At 42.9% G+C, this 20,640-nt stretch carries 18 protein-coding genes; 3 read left to right on the plus strand and 15 right to left on the minus strand.

Annotated elements, in window-relative coordinates; all coding sequences use genetic code 11:
- Positions 1–178: 178 nt before the first annotated feature.
- From recX to pncC, 3 genes are all read right to left on the minus strand, one after another.
- The gene (recX, locus tag MCT08_RS13085; protein ID WP_274678555.1) at positions 179–643 is read right to left on the minus strand and encodes a recombination regulator RecX; all 465 of its coding nucleotides are present in this window, start codon (positions 641–643) and stop codon (positions 179–181) included.
- Between the two features lie 67 nt (positions 644–710).
- Positions 711–1,757 (minus strand): recombinase RecA, encoded by a 1,047-nt coding sequence (gene recA / locus MCT08_RS13090; RefSeq protein ID WP_274678556.1) that lies wholly within the window; start codon positions 1,755–1,757, stop codon positions 711–713.
- A 150-nt stretch (positions 1,758–1,907) separates the two neighbouring features.
- Positions 1,908–2,390, minus strand: coding sequence for a nicotinamide-nucleotide amidase (gene pncC / locus MCT08_RS13095; RefSeq protein WP_274678557.1), 483 nt, complete (start codon positions 2,388–2,390; stop codon positions 1,908–1,910).
- An 831-nt stretch (positions 2,391–3,221) separates the two neighbouring features.
- Here pncC and MCT08_RS13100 point away from each other — a divergent pair.
- The 3 genes from MCT08_RS13100 to mutS all read left to right on the plus strand — a co-directional run bounded on the left by MCT08_RS13100 (position 3,222) and on the right by mutS (position 12,177).
- Positions 3,222–6,071 (plus strand): Ig-like domain-containing protein, encoded by a 2,850-nt coding sequence (locus MCT08_RS13100; protein WP_274678558.1) that lies wholly within the window; start codon positions 3,222–3,224, stop codon positions 6,069–6,071.
- Positions 6,072–6,164: 93 nt separating this feature from the next.
- Positions 6,165–9,152 (plus strand): cellulose-binding domain-containing protein, encoded by a 2,988-nt coding sequence (locus MCT08_RS13105; protein ID WP_274678559.1) that lies wholly within the window; start codon positions 6,165–6,167, stop codon positions 9,150–9,152.
- Between the two features lie 439 nt (positions 9,153–9,591).
- On the plus strand, positions 9,592–12,177 hold the full coding sequence (gene mutS / locus MCT08_RS13110) for a DNA mismatch repair protein MutS (protein ID WP_274678560.1): 2,586 nt from the start codon (positions 9,592–9,594) through the stop codon (positions 12,175–12,177).
- A gap of 96 nt (positions 12,178–12,273) precedes the next feature.
- Here the strand turns inward: mutS and MCT08_RS13115 are convergent, their stop codons facing one another.
- From MCT08_RS13115 to folB, 12 genes are all read right to left on the minus strand, one after another.
- Positions 12,274–12,555 (minus strand): transposase, encoded by a 282-nt coding sequence (locus MCT08_RS13115; RefSeq protein WP_168520798.1) that lies wholly within the window; start codon positions 12,553–12,555, stop codon positions 12,274–12,276.
- 173 nt (positions 12,556–12,728) lie between these two features.
- Complete coding sequence (gene rpoS, locus MCT08_RS13120) at positions 12,729–13,727, minus strand: RNA polymerase sigma factor RpoS (RefSeq protein ID WP_168523346.1); 999 nt, start codon at positions 13,725–13,727, stop codon at positions 12,729–12,731.
- Positions 13,728–13,798: 71 nt separating this feature from the next.
- The gene (nlpD, locus tag MCT08_RS13125; RefSeq protein ID WP_274678561.1) at positions 13,799–14,734 is read right to left on the minus strand and encodes a murein hydrolase activator NlpD; all 936 of its coding nucleotides are present in this window, start codon (positions 14,732–14,734) and stop codon (positions 13,799–13,801) included.
- Between the two features lie 2 nt (positions 14,735–14,736).
- Positions 14,737–15,363 (minus strand): protein-L-isoaspartate(D-aspartate) O-methyltransferase, encoded by a 627-nt coding sequence (locus tag MCT08_RS13130; RefSeq protein ID WP_274678562.1) that lies wholly within the window; start codon positions 15,361–15,363, stop codon positions 14,737–14,739.
- Positions 15,363–16,109, minus strand: coding sequence for a 5'/3'-nucleotidase SurE (gene surE, locus MCT08_RS13135; RefSeq protein WP_172532050.1), 747 nt, complete (start codon positions 16,107–16,109; stop codon positions 15,363–15,365). The genes MCT08_RS13130 and surE overlap by 1 nt, the downstream gene beginning before the upstream one ends.
- 12 nt (positions 16,110–16,121) lie before the next feature.
- On the minus strand, positions 16,122–17,165 hold the full coding sequence (gene truD / locus MCT08_RS13140) for a tRNA pseudouridine(13) synthase TruD (RefSeq protein WP_053311398.1): 1,044 nt from the start codon (positions 17,163–17,165) through the stop codon (positions 16,122–16,124).
- A 63-nt stretch (positions 17,166–17,228) separates the two neighbouring features.
- On the minus strand, positions 17,229–17,705 hold the full coding sequence (gene ispF, locus MCT08_RS13145) for a 2-C-methyl-D-erythritol 2,4-cyclodiphosphate synthase (RefSeq protein WP_053311368.1): 477 nt from the start codon (positions 17,703–17,705) through the stop codon (positions 17,229–17,231).
- Between the two features lie 27 nt (positions 17,706–17,732).
- Positions 17,733–18,431: a 2-C-methyl-D-erythritol 4-phosphate cytidylyltransferase gene (ispD, locus tag MCT08_RS13150; RefSeq protein WP_274678563.1), complete on the minus strand. Its 699-nt coding sequence runs from the start codon at positions 18,429–18,431 to the stop codon at positions 17,733–17,735.
- On the minus strand, positions 18,432–18,713 hold the full coding sequence (gene ftsB / locus MCT08_RS13155; RefSeq protein ID WP_274678564.1) for a cell division protein FtsB: 282 nt from the start codon (positions 18,711–18,713) through the stop codon (positions 18,432–18,434).
- 97 nt (positions 18,714–18,810) lie between these two features.
- The gene (locus MCT08_RS13160; RefSeq protein WP_171981398.1) at positions 18,811–19,614 is read right to left on the minus strand and encodes an undecaprenyl-diphosphate phosphatase; all 804 of its coding nucleotides are present in this window, start codon (positions 19,612–19,614) and stop codon (positions 18,811–18,813) included.
- 17 nt (positions 19,615–19,631) lie between these two features.
- Positions 19,632–20,120, minus strand: a complete 489-nt coding sequence (folK, locus tag MCT08_RS13165; RefSeq protein ID WP_274678565.1) for a 2-amino-4-hydroxy-6-hydroxymethyldihydropteridine diphosphokinase — start codon at positions 20,118–20,120, stop codon at positions 19,632–19,634.
- The gene (gene folB, locus MCT08_RS13170; protein WP_053311373.1) at positions 20,117–20,470 is read right to left on the minus strand and encodes a bifunctional dihydroneopterin aldolase/7,8-dihydroneopterin epimerase; all 354 of its coding nucleotides are present in this window, start codon (positions 20,468–20,470) and stop codon (positions 20,117–20,119) included. Before folB ends, folK begins: the two co-directional genes overlap by 4 nt.
- Between the last annotated feature and the right edge of the window lie 170 nt (positions 20,471–20,640).

Here is a 20,640-nt window from a genome sequence, read left to right on the forward strand (position 1 = left end):
AAAGCATGGACAAGTATTCGACTAGTTTTCTTATGGAAAAGGCAAGAGACCATAAACAACCAATCTCTAGCACTAGTTAGCGAAGCGGAAAGATAAATATCCCCAAGTAACCTCAAGTTACTTGGGGATAGCCGATAGATTGATAGTTAACCTCAAGACGCTATTAAAAATGAGGGGGTTACATTTCTAATTCTGACAGCGCGTAGCTTATATGTTCAAAGCTAAAACCTCGATATTGCAAAAACCGAACTTGTTTTGCATATTCTTTTGAGCCTTTTGCCGCAGGTTCTCTGAATTTTTTTTCAGCAGCTGCTTTTGCCAATTCAAACCAATCTTGAGGTTCTTGCTCTAACGCTTGTTCAACAATTTCGCTACTGACACGCTTTTGGTTTAATTCTTGGCAAATTCGTCTTTCACCATGGCCTTTAGCTACATGCTGTCTGACCTGACTTTTCGCGTATCGTAAATCATCTAAGTATTGATGCTCTCGACAATAAGTCATTGCTTCATCGACTTTTTCTATCTCAAAGCCTTTTAAGAGTAGTTTCTGGTACAACTCATATTCACCATGATCACGTCTGCTCAGCAGTTGTAGTGCACTTTCTTTGCAGGACGATGTGAGTTTCGAGCTTGATGGGTACATACTAATCCTTAAACAGCGCAGATAAAAAAAGCCCTGCATGCAGGGCTTAATTCACATTTAGTGATGGTTAAAATTCTTCTTCTTTCGGCAACTCAGCGATCTCAGCTTCTTCCGCTACAAGCTCTGTTGGGCTAAGCAGCATTTCACGAAGCTTAGCGTCTATCGCAGCTGCAGCTGTTGGATTCTCACGTAGATACTTACAAGCGTTAGCCTTACCTTGGCCAATTTTATCGCCATTGTAGCTATACCAAGCACCTGCTTTTTCTACCAACTTGTTCTTAACACCAAGATCAACCAGCTCACCTTCGCGGTTAAAGCCTTGTCCATATAGGATCTGGGTCTCAGCTTGTTTAAATGGCGCTGCAATTTTGTTCTTCACAACTTTAATGCGCGTTTCGTTACCAACCACTTCTTCGCCCTCTTTGATAGAGCCGGTACGACGAATATCTAAACGTACAGATGCATAGAATTTAAGCGCATTACCACCAGTTGTCGTTTCTGGGTTACCAAACATGACGCCAATCTTCATACGAATTTGGTTAATGAAGATGCACATACAGTTTGACTGCTTGAGATTACCCGTAAGCTTGCGCATTGCTTGCGAAAGCATACGAGCTTGAAGACCCATATGGCTATCGCCCATCTCGCCTTCAATTTCAGCTTTAGGTGTTAATGCTGCGACCGAGTCGACAACAATCACGTCAATCGCACCGGAACGAGCTAATGCATCACAAATTTCTAATGCTTGCTCGCCAGTATCAGGCTGAGAAACAAGCAGAGCATCAATATCTACACCAAGCTTTTTAGCGTAGATTGGATCAAGAGCGTGCTCAGCATCGATAAAGGCACATGTTTTTCCCACACGTTGAGCTGCAGCAATCAGTTCTAATGTCAGCGTTGTTTTACCTGACGATTCAGGGCCATAGACTTCAACAATACGCCCCATTGGTAAGCCACCAGCACCCAATGCAATATCCAGAGAAAGTGAACCAGTAGAGATGGTTTCAACATCCATCGTACGGTTATCACCTAGGCGCATGATCGAACCTTTACCGAATTGCTTTTCAATTTGACCTAATGCTGCGGCCAACGCCTTCTGTTTATTTTCGTCCATTACTTTCTCCAAACTTTCGCTCTTGGTTGCGGTGCGTTATTTTTTATCGACTCTTACGTCGTCAATTGGGATTAATTATACTGTTGATTCATACAGTGTCTATAGCTGTGTGATATTTTTTCTCAATCAACGAACATTTCTCACACATCATCACACTAGGTGATCATGTAACGCTTGCAATGCATGAGCAATCGCTTGAGTTCGTACTGCTGTTCTATCACCAATAAAATGTTGAGTTTCGACTTTTAGCCAACCTTGCTTATCCGCCCAAGCAAAGCATACTGTACCTACAGGTTTTTCATCACTGCCACCGCTTGGTCCTGCAATACCGCTGATAGAAACCCCGATGGTTGCACGCGAGTGTTTCAGAGCCCCATGAACCATTTCAATAACGATAGGTTCACTCACCGCGCCATATTTTTCTAAGGTGGCAGGACTAACTCCTACCATCTCAATTTTAGCTTCATTACTGTAGGTAACAAAAGCTCTGTCAAACCATGCTGAACTACCCGCTATATCGGTGATAGCAGTTGCTACCCCACCACCAGTACATGATTCAGCTGTCGCTAATACCAGTTTATGTGCGAATAAAAGTTGACCGACATCTTGACTCAGTTGCTGCTGTGATTCCATGCTTAATCCCCGCTACGCCTTTTTAATAGAAATAGAGTACTTCTATCCTATGCCGCTATCTTAATAAACAAAAGTGGTAACCACACAATTCATTCACCATAACAATAATGTTTTGACTCGCAAACACATCAATACTCAACTTGATTCGCAATAATTTTTAATTGGGATATTGTGGATAACTTCATCAAATAATAATTTCATTAAAAATTTCTTATTTAGTTCAATTTATAAAAACATATAGCTGGCAAATGGTAACAAAATATTTCAAAAAAATTAAGTCACTTAAAACCCAACGAGCTAGATATGATTGTTTTTAACAAAAAAGGAACACAACAATAACGTATAACAAGTGATATTTAATTAAAAAAAACATTAATATTTTTATTATCAAGATACGTTTTGATATTTTTTCTGGCAAAACATCACAATTTAAAACACCGCCACACTCCAACCTTCCTCAAACAAACAAAATGCATAATGATTCATAAAAGATTAACAACATTCTTTGGTAAGAATTATCCTACTTGCGCCTTTGTGCTTTTACTCATCATAATTATAAAGTCATTGCAAAAAGCAACCGAGCAGCACAAGGGTGAATGAATAAAAATTCATAAAAAAGAGCCACCTTTAAAGCTGACTATATAATTAAAATCCATATTAATAAATTAAGCGTTCTAATTAATAAAATAGTTTAATCAACAGCTCTTCGCCAAATAATCACTAACCAAAATAATGAGTAACACAATAAACATTAAAAATACCAATAATAAAAATATCATTACCTATAACAGTCAACACAACCTAAACAAGGTTAATTCCAAAGGATATACCATGAAAAAAACATTAGGTGCAGCAATGCTTATTGCTGCTGGATTTAGTTTTAGCCCTATTGCTGCAGCGGTTGCTGAAAATGTAAATAATGTAAATATTGATGTTTCTGCAAATGAAAGCCAGTGGTGGAGCACCTATAGCGTTGAAATTAAGAATACGTCAATTCAAGCAATTGATATGAAGGCGTCTACGGTAGAGTTTTTACTGCCATATGCTATAAACGATGTTAATTTTTCATCTTCTGCACTTTCCTACCCGAGCTGGAGTATTGAGCATGAATTCACTGCTGAAGGGGTTCATCACAAGATAACCTATAAATTTGATAACGGCGAATGGGTTAAAAGCTCACTCCCTGCTGGGGCAACATTTACTCTTTCCTTTGGACTTAGTGGTCAACTTGATGATCTCGCGGCATTTGAAAAGTCGATTAAATTTAATGGTTCAGGTAGTGAACAACCACCCATCCCAGAATTAGAGTTATCAATTCTTTCTCCTATTGATGGCCAGCAATTAGTAATCAATGAAGCGACAGAGATTAATATTTCTGTTGAAGGTGAGCTTGCATCTAAAGTTGAATTTTGGGTTAACAGCACTAAGCTTGCAGAACAGAGCATCGAACAAGATATTACTCATTATTCGCAATCTTGGACACCAAGCGAACTAGGCGATACCAGTATTAACGTACTGATCTTTGATGAAAAAGGTCAAAAAATTGAGCAGAAATCTGTCAGTGTACAGGTTGAATCTGATCACGAGTTCTCAGCACCAGAAGTTCGCTTTATTACACCAGAAAATGGCTCGACTTTTAAGAAAACAGAAACGGTATCGATCTCTGTTGATGCGTTCGATTCTGATGATGACTTAACCTCAGTGGTCATCAAAGCCAATAACGCTCAAATTTGTGAATTTGATGCTAAACAAGTCGATCAATTTGATTGTGATTGGCAGCCTTCACAAACGGGTAGTGTAACATTGAGTGCCACGGCCACCGATGAGCAAAAACTGACAAGCACCACAAGTGTACAAATCACTGTAACTGAATCGAACAACAGCTGCGGTGATGTCGCACCATATCAAGATGGGATCAGCTACCAAGTTGGCGATCGCGTTTCGAATGTTGGTGAAGTCTTCTCATGTAAAGTATTTGGCTGGTGTGGTAACCCAGTATGGGCACCAGGCACTGGACACCCTAACTATCCTGATGCATGGAAGGATGCTTGGCAATCAGAAGGTCAATGTGATCCAAACATGGTACCTGAAATTGGTTTAGAGACACCTTCTAACGGTGATCGCCTATCTCCAAATAAACCTTTTGACGTGATTGTTAATGCGACTGATGAAGATGGCGAAGTCGTAAAAGTAGAAGCACTGCTTAACGGTAAGGTTGTAGCCACAGCAACACAACCAACATCAGGCGATCAATACAAACTGACAGTTCCAGGTCAGGCAGAAGGCGCTTATGAATTGGTCACTGCAGCTTATGATGACAAAGGTGCATCAGCGGCAACAGCACCAATTACACTAGCGATTACCGATCGCGATCTTTTTGTCGGTCTTACATCGCCAGTGGATGGTTCAGCATTTACTCAAGGTCGTAGCATTAAAATTGCCGCTGACGCAGAAAGCTTCGTTGGTTCTATTCAGTCAGTGACCTTCAAAGCAAATGGAACTGAGCTAGTCACACTGAATAAAGCACCATACGAATATGAGTGGATTGGTGCACAAGTAGGTACTCACACCATTGAGGCTATTGCCGTCAATACTGAGGGTGACACGCTAGCAAGCCCAGTTTCGACTATTAAAGTACAAGAAGCGAAACCAGAGACAGGTTTACGTGATAACCCCGACCGTTCAATTACTTATTTGACATCGTGGGGACTGAAAGATATTGAACAACTTCAAAATTCTCAAGGTGACGCATACTTCTTGTCTTTTGGTAAGTGGGACTCGAACGGTAACATTCAAGTAACGGATGGAATGATTGAGCCAAGTTACAACGAGTCTTGGATGGCTCCCGGCTACCAGTCATGGACTGAGCTGAAACATAGCCACCCAAATAAAACCATGATGGTTGCATTTGGTGGACAAACCCATGAAGGCATGTGGGCTCATATGGCAAATCCTGCTACACGCGAAGCGATTGCTAATGGCCTTGTTGAAATGATGAACAAGCCATACCCAGTATACAAAAAGAACCTAAAACCAGAAGAGATGGTGGGTGAATGTCTTGCGACTACCTGGTCTGGTGAATGTGATTACAGTAAATACCAACTTGCCGGCTATGTCAGCATTGATGGTATCGATTTCGATTACGAAAAAGCTGCACGCCTTACTGAGCAAGAGAACCGTAACCTAGAAGCCTTGATTGATTTGATTCGTAACAAAGTCGGTATGAGTAAGATCCTCTCTTTGACGACTTACCACGTAGGTGCTGACCCTGTTGAGTGTGATAATCCAAGCGTCTTTGAAAACTGTTCATACATCGAGCCAGATCGTTCTAGCCACAATGGTGAAGTTATCTCGCTTCTTCAGAACACTAAAGATAGCATTGATTTCTTCAACGTAATGGCTTACGACGCAGGTCAAAACTTCAAGTATGACATTGCTATGGCGAACTATGCCAAACACGTTGGTGACCCATCAAAAATCGTGCTAGGTGCGACAATCAATAAACAATGGGGCCCAGCTGGCCAATTTGTTGAAACTCGTGAAAATAATATTGATCGTTCAAAATGGCAGAAAGCTCAAGGATACGGTGGTTTCTTTATTTGGACATTAGGCTCAAATAGCGAAGGCCTCTCTATGCAAGAGCAAGTTGAATACTTCAACGAAATGATTTCTCACAACTAAATCATCGCTAAGAGATGCTGTTTAAACGCAGCATCTCTTATCAACTAAATTTCGTCCATAAGACGTATTCATAGTAATGAAGGGAATAACAATATGCTTAAGAAAAGTAAATTAGCCGCTGTATTAGCTGGCGTGCTATTTAGCGGCTATTTGTACGCCGCTGAACCTTATGACAGCAGTAAGTCATACTCTGGTGGCTCTCAGGTTAGTGTAAGTGGTAAATTGTATGAAGCTAAGTGGTGGGCAAACCCAGGCCAGAGCCCAACAGATGACTATGCTAATGAATGGGATTCACCATGGAAACTGATTGGTGATACAGATCCGACGCCAGAGCCAGAGCCAGGTCCAGGTCCAGAGCCTGGTGATGTGACGCCATTTATTCCGGGACAAACCAAAGTAAATAATGGCGACATGGTCTCTTACAATGGTGAGTGCTTTATTGCTAAAAACAATCCAGGCGTTTGGGAAACGCCATCCGCTGGCTCTTGGTTCTGGGATTCAGTCGATTGTCCAGACGAAGGTACTACTCCTCCTGTAATATTACCTCCGGTTGGAGGAACCCCTGTTCTTCCACCAGAAGAGCCAGATGAGCCAATTGGAACACCGGCGAGACCACAAGACCCTGACGTACCATTAGAGCCAGGTATACCAGGTGAACCAATTGTATTACCTCCGGTTGAAGGAACCCCAATTCTTCCACCAACTGATCCAGATGATCCAAATGGAACACCGGCAAGACCACAAGATCCTGACGTACCATTAGAGCCTGGTATACCAGGTAAGCCACCGGTAGCTCCGCCTGTTGGTGAATTATGTGATGATTTTAATGTTTACCCAGACTGGACTCGTGGCGATCATGCTGGTGGTGGTGACATCATGGTGCACAACAATATCGCTTATGAGGCAATCTGGTGGACTCAATCTACACCAGGCAGCGATAGTTCTTGGGCTCATCATTTGAATTGTGATGGTACAGAACCAGGAACTGCGCCTCTACTTTCACTGCCTAATCCTATGGATCCTGTTCGATTAGAAGTCGCAGGTTGGCCAAATAAATTAGTGGTCGCTAGCCCGTCAACATCATCAACAGCAGCACCTAGCTCAATAGTTATTGATACGGTAAATAGTGATGAGATTGCCGATCTTGCAAAATTAACCAGCAGCTTCGTTGCGTTAATTAACGCAAGTGAAAGTGCAATGTCGTCATCAATTATCATCAAAGGTGATGTGCTTGATAAGGCAACAATGGACAAAGGAAAAGCATTAGGTTCTATTGCAGTAAAACAAGCTTTAACTCAAGCGATCGATATTACAGGTAATACTAACATCGATATCGCTGACGTTAATGCATTGAGCGATGATGCCAAAGGCTGGGCTCAAGCATATAACTTAGTAATTTCAAGCGTTGCGCCAAAAGCGACATTCGGTTGGACAGTAAGTATTGGTGACTTTGCTTTTAACACACATTCAGGTCGCCAATCTGTTTGGGATTCTGCATCAAAGTACTCTGCAGATATGCTGCGTGATTTTGAGCTTTACGATTTAGAATCAAGCGTTAAAGCGGATTTCCTTGTTTATACTAAATCGGGTGAAACACCAGCTCTTAATAGTGACCAATGGCACAACGCTCTTGAGTACGTTAAGCAAGTAAGTGACTACGTTGATACTCCAGTCATGTTAGCTGATATCCCAACAGCTCAAGCTGCTGATTACTTTATGGGTAAAACAACAGCAGAACGCCAACTTCGTAAAGCAGCGTATAGTAATGTTTTTGCTATTCAATTTGATCAAGACAGTTCTGATTTAACCAGCAAGATCAATGAGTACCAAAATGCTCAAGTTCCTCTCTATTACGTGGGTGAAGATTCTCATGACGGCCCGTTAACAGAGATTGAAGAGTTGAACCGACAACTCATCGCAGCTGAAGATGTGATGAATAATGAAGCCTTCTTGTTCGAAACACCAACCAGTGGCTGGATCCCATCAACTGTATATAAATGGGCAGACTTCCTTGATGCTGTAAATGCAATGCATAACATTGGTGTTGCAGGAAATAAATTCTGGCTGATCGATGAAAATGCTGATGAAGAGACAAACATCAAGTATGCCAAAGTCGCTATCGCTGCATTCTTAGCGCAAAGTATGCAGGAAACGATTCGCTACAATGCCTGTGATGAGAACAACTGGTCAGAAGAGAGATTCAATGGTTTTGTAAACTACCCTATGTCAGCAAGTTGTGGCCAGCTAGGTCAGAAATATGCCGACTACGGTGTGAACCCTATTTCTGGCTTAGATCATGGTTATTCTTGTCCTCGTGACGACAAGATGGAAGTCAGTGCTTTGACTCATGCGCAATGGTATGGCGCTCCGGCTCCAGTATTCGCAGCACCTGATGCAGTACTCGAAGAACGTGGCTTATTAGTCAATGGTTTTGCGGGCCAATGGAATAACACCGAACATTGTAATTCAGAAGTGCCAACAACGGTTGATACTTCAAAGCAAGTATGGGAACGCGATGAATGTCATGTTTACGTAGGTCAACAAGCAGGTAAATTTGTTTGGAATGGTAGTAGCCGAGAAAGCGTTCAAGGCTGTGGTTGGTGGGGACGTGGGGTCATTCAAACCACAGGTCGCCAAAACTTCGGTACTCTGAACCATTACTTAGGTCGTTCTCATGTAGACCCAAGCAAAATTGGTCAAACAATTGATGGACTAACAGTAGAAGCTCCACCAGAGAACCCACTATACGCGGAACTTGATTTCTGTTCTAACCCAGGGCTCATCTGTAGCTCAGAGGAAAATAAAGAGATTAAGTGGATTGCTGGCCTCTTCTACTGGGTCACTTCAGTACAAGCCTATCCGGATGAAAGCGGTAAATACGGTGACTGGAACTACTACAATGAGCTAAAAACTTATGTCGACAACGGCATGAAAGGCACGAAGTTTATTGATGATGTATCCGGTATTGTTAACCGTGGTTGTCCTGACCTAGTGTGTGATACTGGCGAGGTGCACAATGTTAAAGAGCGTCGTGCTAACTTCAAGAAAGTATTGACTCTTCTGGGCTTGAACCCACAGTAAAACTACATAGTAAAAGTAGCAAAAAAGCCACCAGCCATTTTTATGACTGGTGGCTTTATTCATTAAGTTTGATTTCGCATCAAGATCAGTTTCACAAACTCAAGAATTTCATATCAAGCTATCGAGCAACTGACATTGAAGTGCTCAATGACATCAAGCCTTACACTCTCCCAATGCTTAAAACTCATGGGCAACAGCACGAAGCTTCAACACGCCCTAGTGATTATTAATATAATAAACAACATTAACGCTTTGATTCGCGCTCGAAAAGAGCAGAACTTGTCCTCATACCCGCATCTCAATTGCTCTATCTGTAATAGGTTTGCTATTCTTCCTCCTAATTAATTTGACAGCCCTTTTACTGTTTTATGCTGGAATTCTTCCGCATAGCGTGGGACTTTAGAGATATACCCATCTCGTAACCGATTGAATCTAAAAAATGAAAGAAAAGCCGAATAAAAATCAACAATTGAAAAGCTCACATACGCCGATGATGCAACAATATCTTCGTTTAAAAGCCGAAAACCCAGATATTTTGTTGTTCTATCGAATGGGCGATTTCTACGAGCTTTTTTACGATGATGCGAAACGTGCTTCTCAACTATTAGATATTTCACTCACTAAGCGAGGAGCTTCTGCCGGTGAACCGATCCCAATGGCTGGTGTCCCTTATCACGCTGTAGAAGGTTACTTGGCAAAATTAGTACAGCAGGGTGAATCAGTCGCTATTTGTGAACAAATTGGTGACCCGGCAACCAGTAAAGGGCCGGTTGAACGTAAAGTAGTACGCATCGTGACACCCGGCACAGTGACTGATGAAGCACTACTGTCAGAACGAGTGGATAACCTAATTGCAGCTATCTATCATCAAAATGGAAAATTTGGTTACGCAACATTAGATATCACCTCTGGTCGTTTTCAATTAACCGAACCAGAAACCGATGAAGCGATGATGGCGGAATTACAACGCACTGCGCCTCGTGAATTATTGTTTCCGGAAGATTTTGAGCCGGTATCACTGATGGCAAACCGCAAAGGTAACCGCCGCCGACCAGTGTGGGAATTTGAGCTAGAAACCGCAAAGCAGCAACTTAATCAACAATTTGCAACACGAGATCTAATTGGTTTTGGGGTAGAGCATGCCCAGCTTGGGCTATGCGCTGCAGGTTGTTTGATCCAATACGTGAAAGATACTCAGCGAACCGCACTACCACATATTCGCTCATTAACCTTTGATCGCCAAGATCACTCTGTGATCTTAGATGCCGCAACGCGCCGTAATTTGGAAATCACCCAAAACCTTGCTGGTGGTTTTGACAATACACTGTCCGAAGTACTCGATCATTGTGCAACGCCGATGGGCAGTCGTATGCTAAAACGTTGGTTACATCAACCAATGCGCTGTACGGACACGCTAAACCAACGCCTTGATGCAATTGGTGAAATCAAACAACAGACACTATTTACTGATTTGCAACCCGTGCTCAAACAAATTGGCGACATTGAACGTATTTTGGCACGACTTGCCCTTCGTTCAGCACGCCCACGAGATATGGCTCGCCTTCGTCATGCAATGCAGCAACTGCCAGAACTCAACGAGGTGCTACAAAATTTATCGCAACCTTATTTAGTGAAGCTCACTCAATATGCTCAACCGCTGGGTGAGTTATGTGAATTACTTGAAAAAGCGATTAAAGAAAATCCGCCGGTTGTGATCCGTGACGGTGGCGTTATTGCCGACGGCTATAGCGCAGAACTCGACGAATGGCGCAACTTAGCCAATGGTGCGACTGAATATCTTGAAAAAATGGAAGCGGAAGAGCGTGAACGCCACGGTATTGATACGCTGAAAGTCGGATACAACGCTGTCCACGGTTTCTATATTCAAGTGAGCCGAGGCCAAAGCCACCTTGTACCTCCTCATTATATACGCCGCCAAACGTTAAAAAATGCAGAACGCTATATTATCCCTGAGTTAAAAGCTCATGAAGATAAGGTGCTTAATTCCAAATCAAAAGCATTAGCAGTAGAAAAACAACTTTGGGAAGAGCTGTTCGATTTATTGCTACCTCACCTTGAGCAGATGCAAAACTTGGCGTCATCGTTATCTCAAATCGATGTACTGCAAAACCTGGCAGAGCGTGCTGACAGTTTAGACTACTGCCGCCCAACATTAAGTAATGAGCCCGCCATACATATTCAAGCGGGTCGTCACCCGGTTGTAGAGCAAGTAATGAGTGACCCATTTATTGCTAATCCTATCGAGCTAACCCCACAACGTAAAATGTTGATCATTACCGGCCCTAACATGGGCGGTAAATCAACTTATATGCGTCAAACGGCGTTAATCACCTTATTAGCACATATTGGTTCTTATGTTCCCGCCGAATCGGCAAAAATTGGCTCGATTGATCGTATTTTTACCCGTATTGGAGCCTCGGATGATCTGGCTTCTGGTCGTTCTACATTCATGGTGGAAATGACAGAAACGGCCAATATATTGCACAATGCGACAGCAAACAGCTTAGTATTGATGGATGAAATTGGCCGCGGTACGAGCACTTATGATGGTTTATCTTTAGCCTGGGCCAGTGCGGAATGGTTAGCGACTAAAATTGGTGCCCTCACATTGTTTGCCACTCACTACTTTGAATTAACCGAGTTGCCTAACCAACTGCCTCATTTAGCCAACGTCCACTTGGATGCCATCGAACATGGTGAAAGCATTGCCTTTATGCATGCTGTCCAAGAAGGTGCGGCAAGTAAATCTTACGGACTGGCGGTTGCAGGCTTAGCGGGTGTACCAAAAACCGTCATAAAAAATGCACGGGCAAAATTGTCACAATTAGAGTTAATGAGCCAACAGTCGCTCACGACGAAAAGCACAACGGTTGATATTGCAAACCAACTTAGCTTAATCCCGGAACCGAGTGAGGTTGAGCAAGCATTAGCGAACATCATTCCAGATGATCTAACGCCTCGCCAAGCATTGGAAGAACTATATCGCTTAAAGAAACTGCTATAGAAGTATCAAGCTAAAATCGACGTAACAAGTAAAAATCCGCCTTCTTAGAAGGCGGCTTTGGTTTATAGCCCCCTATAAGGGGGCATCCCTGCGCTGCTAGTTTATCTTCAACTCTAACTGCGCCTCATATTCTTGATCTTTCTTGTCTTGGTGCCTTACGTAACGCCTGATGATTTCTTCATTCACACCAACTGTGTCAACAAAGTATCCCCTTGCCCAAAAATGATTACCCCACGGTTTCTTTCTTATATGTGGGAACTTGTTAAACAAGCGGATTACTGAACGCCCTTTCAAGATCTTAAATCTGTATTTCGGTGTCCAAACTATGTGGTATTTGCAACGCCAATATACATGTGATGAACTTCTATAATCGCCCATGTTTTTAGTTTCCTCTTACTTATGGTGAATAAGAGGTTTACTTCTAGCATGGGCACTCATTCGGGCAATAGCCCCAAGGTTCAATCACCACCGCCCAAGGCGGTGGTTTAGGGATGACAACAAAAAAGGCACGGTTTCAACACCGTGCCCTTATATGTTTTTGTTAGTAACCACTAATCATTTTCAATGTTAAACAACGATTCCATGTTGAGACCTTGTTTAACGAGGATCTCTCTTAAACGACGTAATCCTTCCACTTGAATTTGGCGAACCCGTTCACGCGTTAGGTTAATCTCGCGGCCCACTTCTTCCAGTGTTGACGGCTCATAACCTAATAGACCAAAACGACGTGCCAATACTTCTTTTTGTTTTGGATTGAGCTCATTGAGCCAATTAATCAATGAGTTTCGAATATCATCATCTTGCGTAGAGATTTCAGGATCAGAATTGTTTGCATCTGGGATGATATCCAATAGTGCCTTATCGCCATCGCCACCAATCGGTGTATCTACTGAGCTAATACGCTCATTGAGACGAAGCATTTTACTGACATCATCGACCGGCTTATCCAACTGAAAAGCTATCTCTTCCGCTGTCGGTTCGTGGTCAAGTTTCTGTGACAATTCACGTGCGGTACGGAGATAAATATTAAGCTCTTTCACCACGTGAATAGGAAGACGTATAGTACGAGTTTGGTTCATCAACGCACGCTCAATGGTTTGACGGATCCACCACGTAGCATAAGTTGAGAATCTAAAACCGCGTTCTGGGTCAAATTTTTCCACCGCACGGATCAAACCTAAATTCCCCTCTTCAATAAGATCAAGTAGGGCTAGGCCACGATTACTATAACGGCGTGAAATTTTCACCACTAAGCGCAAGTTGCTTTCTATCATTCGCTTACGAGCAGCTTCATCACCCCTCAATGCGCGACGAGCATAAAGCACTTCTTCTTCGGCGGTTAACAAAGGAGAAAAACCAATTTCGCCTAGATACATTTGTGTCGCATCTAAGGTTTTCGTTGAAGCATCAAACTCCTCTTTTACATCTTCAGTTTGAGCACGACTGGCTTTCTTGTTGGTGGTAGTGAGCTCTTCTGTAACCTCGACTGTATCCATTACATCTTGGTCTTCAAACTCTTCGACTTTCGTTACTGCATTGCTGATACTCATAGCGCCTCCCCCTGGCGAGCTAGCAAGACATTACTACTTTCTAATGTCGCTACATGACTCTTTCAAGTATGTTATGGCAAGTAGCGCTTTGGATTCACTGACTTACCTTGATATCGAATTTCAAAGTGCAAACGAACACTGCTCGTTCCAGAGCTGCCCATGGTTGCTATCTTTTGGCCAGCTTTGACACTTTGTCCTTCTTGTACCAGTAACCGATCGTTATGAGCATAAGCACTGAGGTAATTATCATTGTGTTTCACAATCACGAGATTGCCGTAACCTCTTAATGCATTTCCTGAATAGACAACGGTTCCTGCTGCAGTTGATACTATGGGCTGACCACGCTGTCCTGCGATGTCGATACCCTTATTTCCTTGATCGCCTGCTGAAAAGTTCTTAATTACTCTCCCTTTTGTTGGCCATAGCCATTTTGCAACCTTCTCATCCTTTGGTTTAGCAGATGTTACATTAGCATTAACATTCTGCTTACCTTTTGAATCAACATACTCCTTTGATTTCGATTGATCAACTACCTTTGGCGGATCTTTTTTTGCCACTTTAGTCGACTGACTTGTGGCATTATAGGTCTTGTTATCATTAGAGTTTTTACTCGAATTAACAGTCGGAATAGGTGCTGATGAAACACTGGAAGCCGCACCAGTTGTGGCTGCAACCGCAACTGTTTCGCTTACACCATTCCCTCCATAAGCGGGTGGTGTGTAGTTAGGAATCCATAATTTTAATTTTTGCCCAGGGCGAATAGTGTAAGGCTTGCTAAGATTATTGAAACGGATCAGGTCATTTACATCTTTATCTGTGACATAAGATATAAAATACAGCGTATCGCCTTTTTGTACTTCATAGTAACTACCTTTATAGCTACCACGAGGAATGGAATTGTAGTCTTTGTTGAGCCCAGAAACTGGCGCAGGAAAATTTGCCGCACAGCCTATAAGCAGTTGGCTAATGAATACCATAACGAGAAGCTTTCGCAGACTACACACCATCACTACGCTAAATCACCAGCAATTAAAGGGACGAAACGGACAGTCTCAATAGTAGTGGAGACAAATGCGTCACCTTGACGCACAATCTTCAATAAATATTGCTCATTGTCGCCTACGGGAATGACTAAGCGTCCACCTTCAGCTAATTGTTCAAGTAATGCTTGAGGAACAGACTCTGCCGCAGCAGTGACGATGATGGCATCAAAAGGCGCTTTTGTTTCCCAACCGAGCCAACCATCACCATGTTTAGTCGAAATATTATAAATATCGAGTTGTTTCAATCGGCGCTTGGCATCCCACTGCAATGATTTGATTCGTTCGATGGAATAAACGTGATCAACCAATTGAGCCAAAACTGCTGTTTGGTAGCCAGAACCAGTGCCAACTTCCAGAACTTTACTACTTCGTTCAAGCTCTAAAAGTTCAGTCATTTTAGCGACAATGTAGGGCTGTGAGATTGTCTGCCCTTGCCCTATTGGTAACGCATTATTGTCATAGGCTTGATGCATCATTGCTTGAGAAACGAAGCTTTCTCTCGGCAAATAATGAATGGCACTCAAAACGTCGTTGTCTTGAATACCATTCGCGACCAGAAATTCAATTAATCTGTCGGCATGTGGGTTAGCCATTACGCTTTTTCCTTTAACCAATTGTCCATACTACCAAGTGACTCATGGGCAGTGAGATCAACCTGCAACGGTGTCAACGAAACAAAACCATGCTCAATGGCATAAAAATCGGTTCCTTGACCGGCGTCTTGCTCTTTCCCTGGCGGCCCTAGCCAATAAATATCATGTCCACGCGGATCTTTCTGCTTAATCATACTTTCTGCGTGATGACGAGCACCTAAACGCGTTACCTGAATACCCGCTAAACGCTCAAAGGGAACATCAGGGACGTTAACATTAAGTAAGCGATTAGTTGGAATAGGCGCACTACAATGCTGCTCAACTAATTGACGAGCGATCTGTGCTGCAGTGTTAAAATGTGCCTTCCCCACCAAAGAGAATGCGATGGATTGCACGCCTAAGAAATGCCCTTCCATCGCAGCTGCAACGGTGCCTGAATACAAAACGTCATCACCAAGATTGGCCCCATGATTAATGCCCGTTAAAACTAAGTCAGGCATGTCATCTTTCAATAATTCATTGAGTGCAAAGTGCACACAATCTGTTGGGGTGCCCTGTACTGAATAAGTATTTGGAGCAATGCAATTAACACGTAATGGCTGTTCTAACGTTAAAGAATTAGAGGCTCCAGAACGATTACGATCAGGAGCGACTATTACTATTTCGGCTAAATCGGCCAACATTTTCGCTAATGCGTGTATGCCTTCTGCATGCACACCATCATCATTGCTCAATAAAATCTTCATCGAGCTCTCTCCTTAGAACTCACGCTCAACGGGGATCTCTTCCACCAGTTCGCGGACAATTGAAGTGGCAAAGCTGCCTGCATCAAGATCAAAACATAGTGTTACTGTATCTTGCTCGGCTTGCCAAGTCAGGTTTTGTGGTTTCAGCATGACCGCACGGCGCTCATGACGCATACGGTTACTACGAATTAAAGCCATTAGATCAGGCTCTGCATCAACATAACGCTGTTCAAGCTCTAGTGCTGCATTTTGCGTTGGTAGAGCATTATCCCCCGCTAATGCGGCGCTGATCTGAACTTTGCCAGCTGCGAGAAGTTGGTTGAATTCATCAACTGTGCTTGCCGTAACAACGGTCTGCTGTTCATCAGTGAATGCAATATCACCGTCAATCAATTGATTAAAAATATTATGTTCAAGACGTGCTGAAACGATCTGGTTGAAGATCCAAGAGCGCGCGGCAGAGAGATATAAACTGCGTTGATTTTGGTTACGCGAGCGGACATTTTCCTTGCCCCAACGACGAGCCTCACTCAAGTTATTACCATGATTACCAAAACGCTGACTACCAAAATAGTTTGGCACACCTAACTTAGCAACATGTTCTAACCGCTTTAACACTTCTTCAGTGTCCGTCACTTCAGAAAGTGTGATTTCAAAATGGTTGCCCACCAAGTCACCAGGTCGTAACTTTTTGTTATGACGTGTCGTTTCAAGAATTTCAATGCTTGGATATTGTGCAAGAAAAGCCGTGAAATCTGGCGTTTCGCCTTTGGGTAAATGCACACTCAGCCATTGCTGCGTTACAGCATGGCGATCTTTTAGGCCAGCCCAACTCACATCTTTTGACTTTACGCCGCAGACTTTCGCCAATTCATTCGCTACAAAACTGGTATTTTCTCCTGTCTTGCGAATATGCACCATTAAGTGCTCACCACTTCCAGTAAATTCAAACCCCAAGTCTTCGATTACCTTGAAGTGTTCTGGTTTGGCTTTTAACTTAGCTTTTGCGGCTGGCTTACCACATAGGTAAGCCAATGAAGATAGAATATCTGACATGTTTTTGTCCATCGCTGACGCGAGTTGGCGGTAATAATAAAAATGGCTACGACTACGCAGCAATTATGCTTTCATAAGTAAGACAACCGCTTCACAAGCGATGCCTTCTTTGCGTCCTGTAAACCCTAAACGTTCAGTGGTTGTTGCTTTTACATTGACGTTGTGTAAATCGGTGTTGAGATCATGCGCAATCGCAGCGCACATGGCTTCAATATGAGGGGCCATTTTGGGCGCTTGAGCCATGATAGTAATATCAGCATTCCCCAAGCGGTAACCTTGTTCGACCACTCTGCGGTATACGTCTTTTAATAGTTCACGGCTATCTGCGCCTTTCCACTTATCATCTGTATCTGGGAAATGTCGACCAATATCACCTGCGGCAATCGCACCTAATAGTGCATCGCACAAAGCATGCAGTGCAACATCACCATCAGAATGAGCGACTAAACCTTGCTCATAAGGCACGGCAACACCGCCAATAATTACTGGCCCTTCACCACCAAATTTATGCACATCAAAACCGTGGCCAATTCTAATCATTGTGGTTCCTTACTAAGGTGTTTATCGCTAAAGACGAGCTAAATAAAACTCAGCTAAGGCGAGATCTTCTGGTTGGGTAATTTTAATGTTGTCCGCTCGCCCAAGCACCAAAGCTGGACGTAGGCCTTTCCATTCTAAAGCGGAGGCTTCATCAGTAATCGTTATTTGCTCTGCTAATGCAGCAGACAACGCCTCGCATAGCAGCTCAAGGTTAAACATTTGTGGGGTCAGTGCATGCCATAACGCCACACGCTCGACTGTGTGGTCAATATTGTCCTGCGCATCAGCCCGTTTCATGGTATCACGCACAGGCGTAGCTAAAATGCCACCGACTGGGTGTGAAACTGAGGTGGCAATCAACTGATCAATATCATTTAAGGTAATACAAGGACGAGCGGCATCATGTACCATCACCCACTCACTGAGAGGATTAGCTTGGGCATACTTCAATGCAGAAAGCACCGAATCTGCTCGCTCTTGACCACCATTAACCCGTATAACGTTAGGATGATCAACCAGTGCAAGCTCTGGATAATAAGGGTCGCCTTCGCTAACAGCGACAATTACTCGTTCAATCGCTGGGTGAGTGAGTAATTTTTCAACCGTGTGCTCAAGCACGGTTTTGCCATGCAAGGTTAAATATTGCTTGGGGCGGTCGGCTTGCATACGCTTACCAACGCCAGCGGCTGGCACTATTGCGGTAATAGATAGAGTATTAGCTTGCATTTATAGCGCATCCTCACCGACTAATCGGTAAAAGGTTTCGCCTTCTTTGATCATACCCAATTCATGACGCGCTCTTTCTTCTATCGCATCAAGCCCTTGACGTAAATCATCAATCTCAGCAAACATCTCTGAATTTCGCAGTTTTAAGTTCTCATTAACTTGCTGCTGAACTTCAATTTCATCCAAAATTGTCCGGAAATCTGCTATGCCATTTTTCCCCAACCACAAGTCGTATTGTAGCAAGGCAAACAACAAAGTTAATATCACAGCAAAAATGCGCATAATACCTATAACTATAAAAGATAAACGTGCTGTTTAGGCGACGAACACCTTGCAACAGCACGATAAAAAGATGAGCATTTATACCATAAGCAAGTAGTTAACTCATCATTAGGAATGCAAATAAACCACCACCCAACAGTAGGCGATAAATAACAAATGGAGTCATGCCCATTTTTGATATCAGCTTCAAGAAGAAGTGAATACAAATATAAGCACTGATAAATGAAGTAATAATGCCCGTCATTAGGAAGCCAAAATGAATCGGTTCACCACTAGTGACTAGTTTTAGGCCTAAATAACCACCAGCTAATACAATGATTGGGATAGACATTAGAAATGAGAAACGCGCCGCCGCTTCACGGGTAAAACCTAAATACAACGCGGCAGTGATGGTGGCACCAGAACGAGACGTGCCAGGAATGACAGCAATGGCCTGCGCCAAACCAATAAACAACGACTTCTTCCAATCTGCCTGATATTCGTCATCTGATAATCGAGAGTTTTTATCTACATACCACAGTAATAAACCAAAAATAATTGTCGTGGTGGCAATCACCCACGCACTGCGAAGGTAAAGCTCGACGATATCTTTCATGAAGAAGCCGAAGATACAAGCAGGGATAGTCGCCAAAACAATCATCCACGCCAATTTTGATTCTTTGCTACGCTCTCCTTGAAAAATAGAGCAGAAAAACGCGCGCAGTAATGTCACTACTTCACGGCGAAAGTAGATAACAACCGCAGCCAATGTGCCGACATGTACTGCCACATCAAACGCCAAACCTTGATCTTCCCAACCTAAAATAGCCGAAGGTAAGATCAAATGGGCAGAACTAGAAATAGGCAAAAACTCGGTTAAGCCTTGGATCAAAGCCAAAAAAAACGCTTCTAAGTAACTCATTACTGACTCTTATTAATTTAAATGTTGAACCATAGCTCAACGGAATTGAGAGATCCTAAATTGATCGATTGTTGCCATATTTGACGCACACTGCGATCATCATTGGGAATAACCAGTTCCGGTGATAAATCATAAAGTGGTTGTATGACAAACGGATATTTAAAGATATCGCTGCGTGGTAGCTCTGGATCTTGTGCTGAAACTTCTTCGCCAAACAAAATGATATCGAGATCTAAGGTGCGATCTTGGAATTTCTTCGCTTGAAGATCTCGTCCCCATCGATGTTCAATATCTCGAAGTTGTAAAGCAAACTCGCTTAATGTCAGTGTGGTATCCAGTGCTACTACCAAATTATAAAATGCACCGCTGTTGAAACCTACCGAAGCGCACTCATAGATGGTGGATATACGCAGATTGTCTCCGATTTGCGACAATTCACGTACCGCAGCTTCAACATGTTTGTGCCTGTCAATGTTAGAACCGACACCAACATAAGCGGTGATCATGCATGACCTCGTTCAATAACGACACCAACACCACTTGCTTGCGCAACCGCTCCTGGTTTTGTTAAACGGATTTTTATCCATGGAACCGAAAAACGCTGCATGATCAACTCTGCCACTTCCTCGGCAACACGCTCGACTAATAAAAAGCGTCCATTTTGAATATGCTCAATCACCGCTTGACTCACTTGTGAATAATCCAATGCATCATTGACATCATCACTTTTGCCAGCAGGTCGGTTGTTGTGCGCCATTTCAATATCCAAAACAAGCTTTTGTTTGATCTCTTGTTCCCAGTCATACACGCCAATGGTGGTGATCACGCTTAACTGTTCAATAAATACTTTATCCATGCTTTGTGTCTATCCCTCTAGAGGTCGGATACCCTAATTGAGTAAAAAATCGTACTATTTCGGTCAATCGCGATATCATATACCCAAACCGAGCCAAGATGCGAAATCCGATCCATTTTTTTGCTTTTAATCTTGGTTAACAAGGACTTACAACCTATTTTTGGCCCTTA

It is taken from the genome of Vibrio aestuarianus, assembly GCF_028858425.1.
Classification (GTDB): Bacteria; Pseudomonadota; Gammaproteobacteria; order Enterobacterales; family Vibrionaceae; genus Vibrio; species Vibrio aestuarianus.

Excerpts from the sequence above, each read along its gene's own strand:
- mutS (WP_274678560.1), top strand. The coding sequence starts at position 9,592 with ATGAAAGAAAAGCCGAATAAAAATCAACAATTGAAAAGCTCACATACG.
- MCT08_RS13115 (WP_168520798.1), bottom strand. The coding sequence starts at position 12,555 with ATGGGCGATTATAGAAGTTCATCACATGTATATTGGCGTTGCAAATAC.
- MCT08_RS13105 (WP_274678559.1), top strand. The coding sequence starts at position 6,165 with ATGCTTAAGAAAAGTAAATTAGCCGCTGTATTAGCTGGCGTGCTATTT.
- MCT08_RS13130 (WP_274678562.1), bottom strand. The coding sequence starts at position 15,363 with ATGGCTAACCCACATGCCGACAGATTAATTGAATTTCTGGTCGCGAAT.
- folB (WP_053311373.1), bottom strand. The coding sequence starts at position 20,470 with ATGGATAAAGTATTTATTGAACAGTTAAGCGTGATCACCACCATTGGC.
- ispF (WP_053311368.1), bottom strand. The coding sequence starts at position 17,705 with ATGATTAGAATTGGCCACGGTTTTGATGTGCATAAATTTGGTGGTGAA.
- MCT08_RS13160 (WP_171981398.1), bottom strand. The coding sequence starts at position 19,614 with ATGAGTTACTTAGAAGCGTTTTTTTTGGCTTTGATCCAAGGCTTAACC.
- recA (WP_274678556.1), bottom strand. The coding sequence starts at position 1,757 with ATGGACGAAAATAAACAGAAGGCGTTGGCCGCAGCATTAGGTCAAATT.
- rpoS (WP_168523346.1), bottom strand. The coding sequence starts at position 13,727 with ATGAGTATCAGCAATGCAGTAACGAAAGTCGAAGAGTTTGAAGACCAA.
- surE (WP_172532050.1), bottom strand. The coding sequence starts at position 16,109 with ATGAAGATTTTATTGAGCAATGATGATGGTGTGCATGCAGAAGGCATA.
- recX (WP_274678555.1), bottom strand. The coding sequence starts at position 643 with ATGTACCCATCAAGCTCGAAACTCACATCGTCCTGCAAAGAAAGTGCA.
- folK (WP_274678565.1), bottom strand. The coding sequence starts at position 20,120 with ATGATCACCGCTTATGTTGGTGTCGGTTCTAACATTGACAGGCACAAA.
- ispD (WP_274678563.1), bottom strand. The coding sequence starts at position 18,431 with ATGCAAGCTAATACTCTATCTATTACCGCAATAGTGCCAGCCGCTGGC.
- nlpD (WP_274678561.1), bottom strand. The coding sequence starts at position 14,734 with ATGGTGTGTAGTCTGCGAAAGCTTCTCGTTATGGTATTCATTAGCCAA.
- MCT08_RS13100 (WP_274678558.1), top strand. The coding sequence starts at position 3,222 with ATGAAAAAAACATTAGGTGCAGCAATGCTTATTGCTGCTGGATTTAGT.
- truD (WP_053311398.1), bottom strand. The coding sequence starts at position 17,165 with ATGTCAGATATTCTATCTTCATTGGCTTACCTATGTGGTAAGCCAGCC.
- pncC (WP_274678557.1), bottom strand. The coding sequence starts at position 2,390 with ATGGAATCACAGCAGCAACTGAGTCAAGATGTCGGTCAACTTTTATTC.
- ftsB (WP_274678564.1), bottom strand. The coding sequence starts at position 18,713 with ATGCGCATTTTTGCTGTGATATTAACTTTGTTGTTTGCCTTGCTACAA.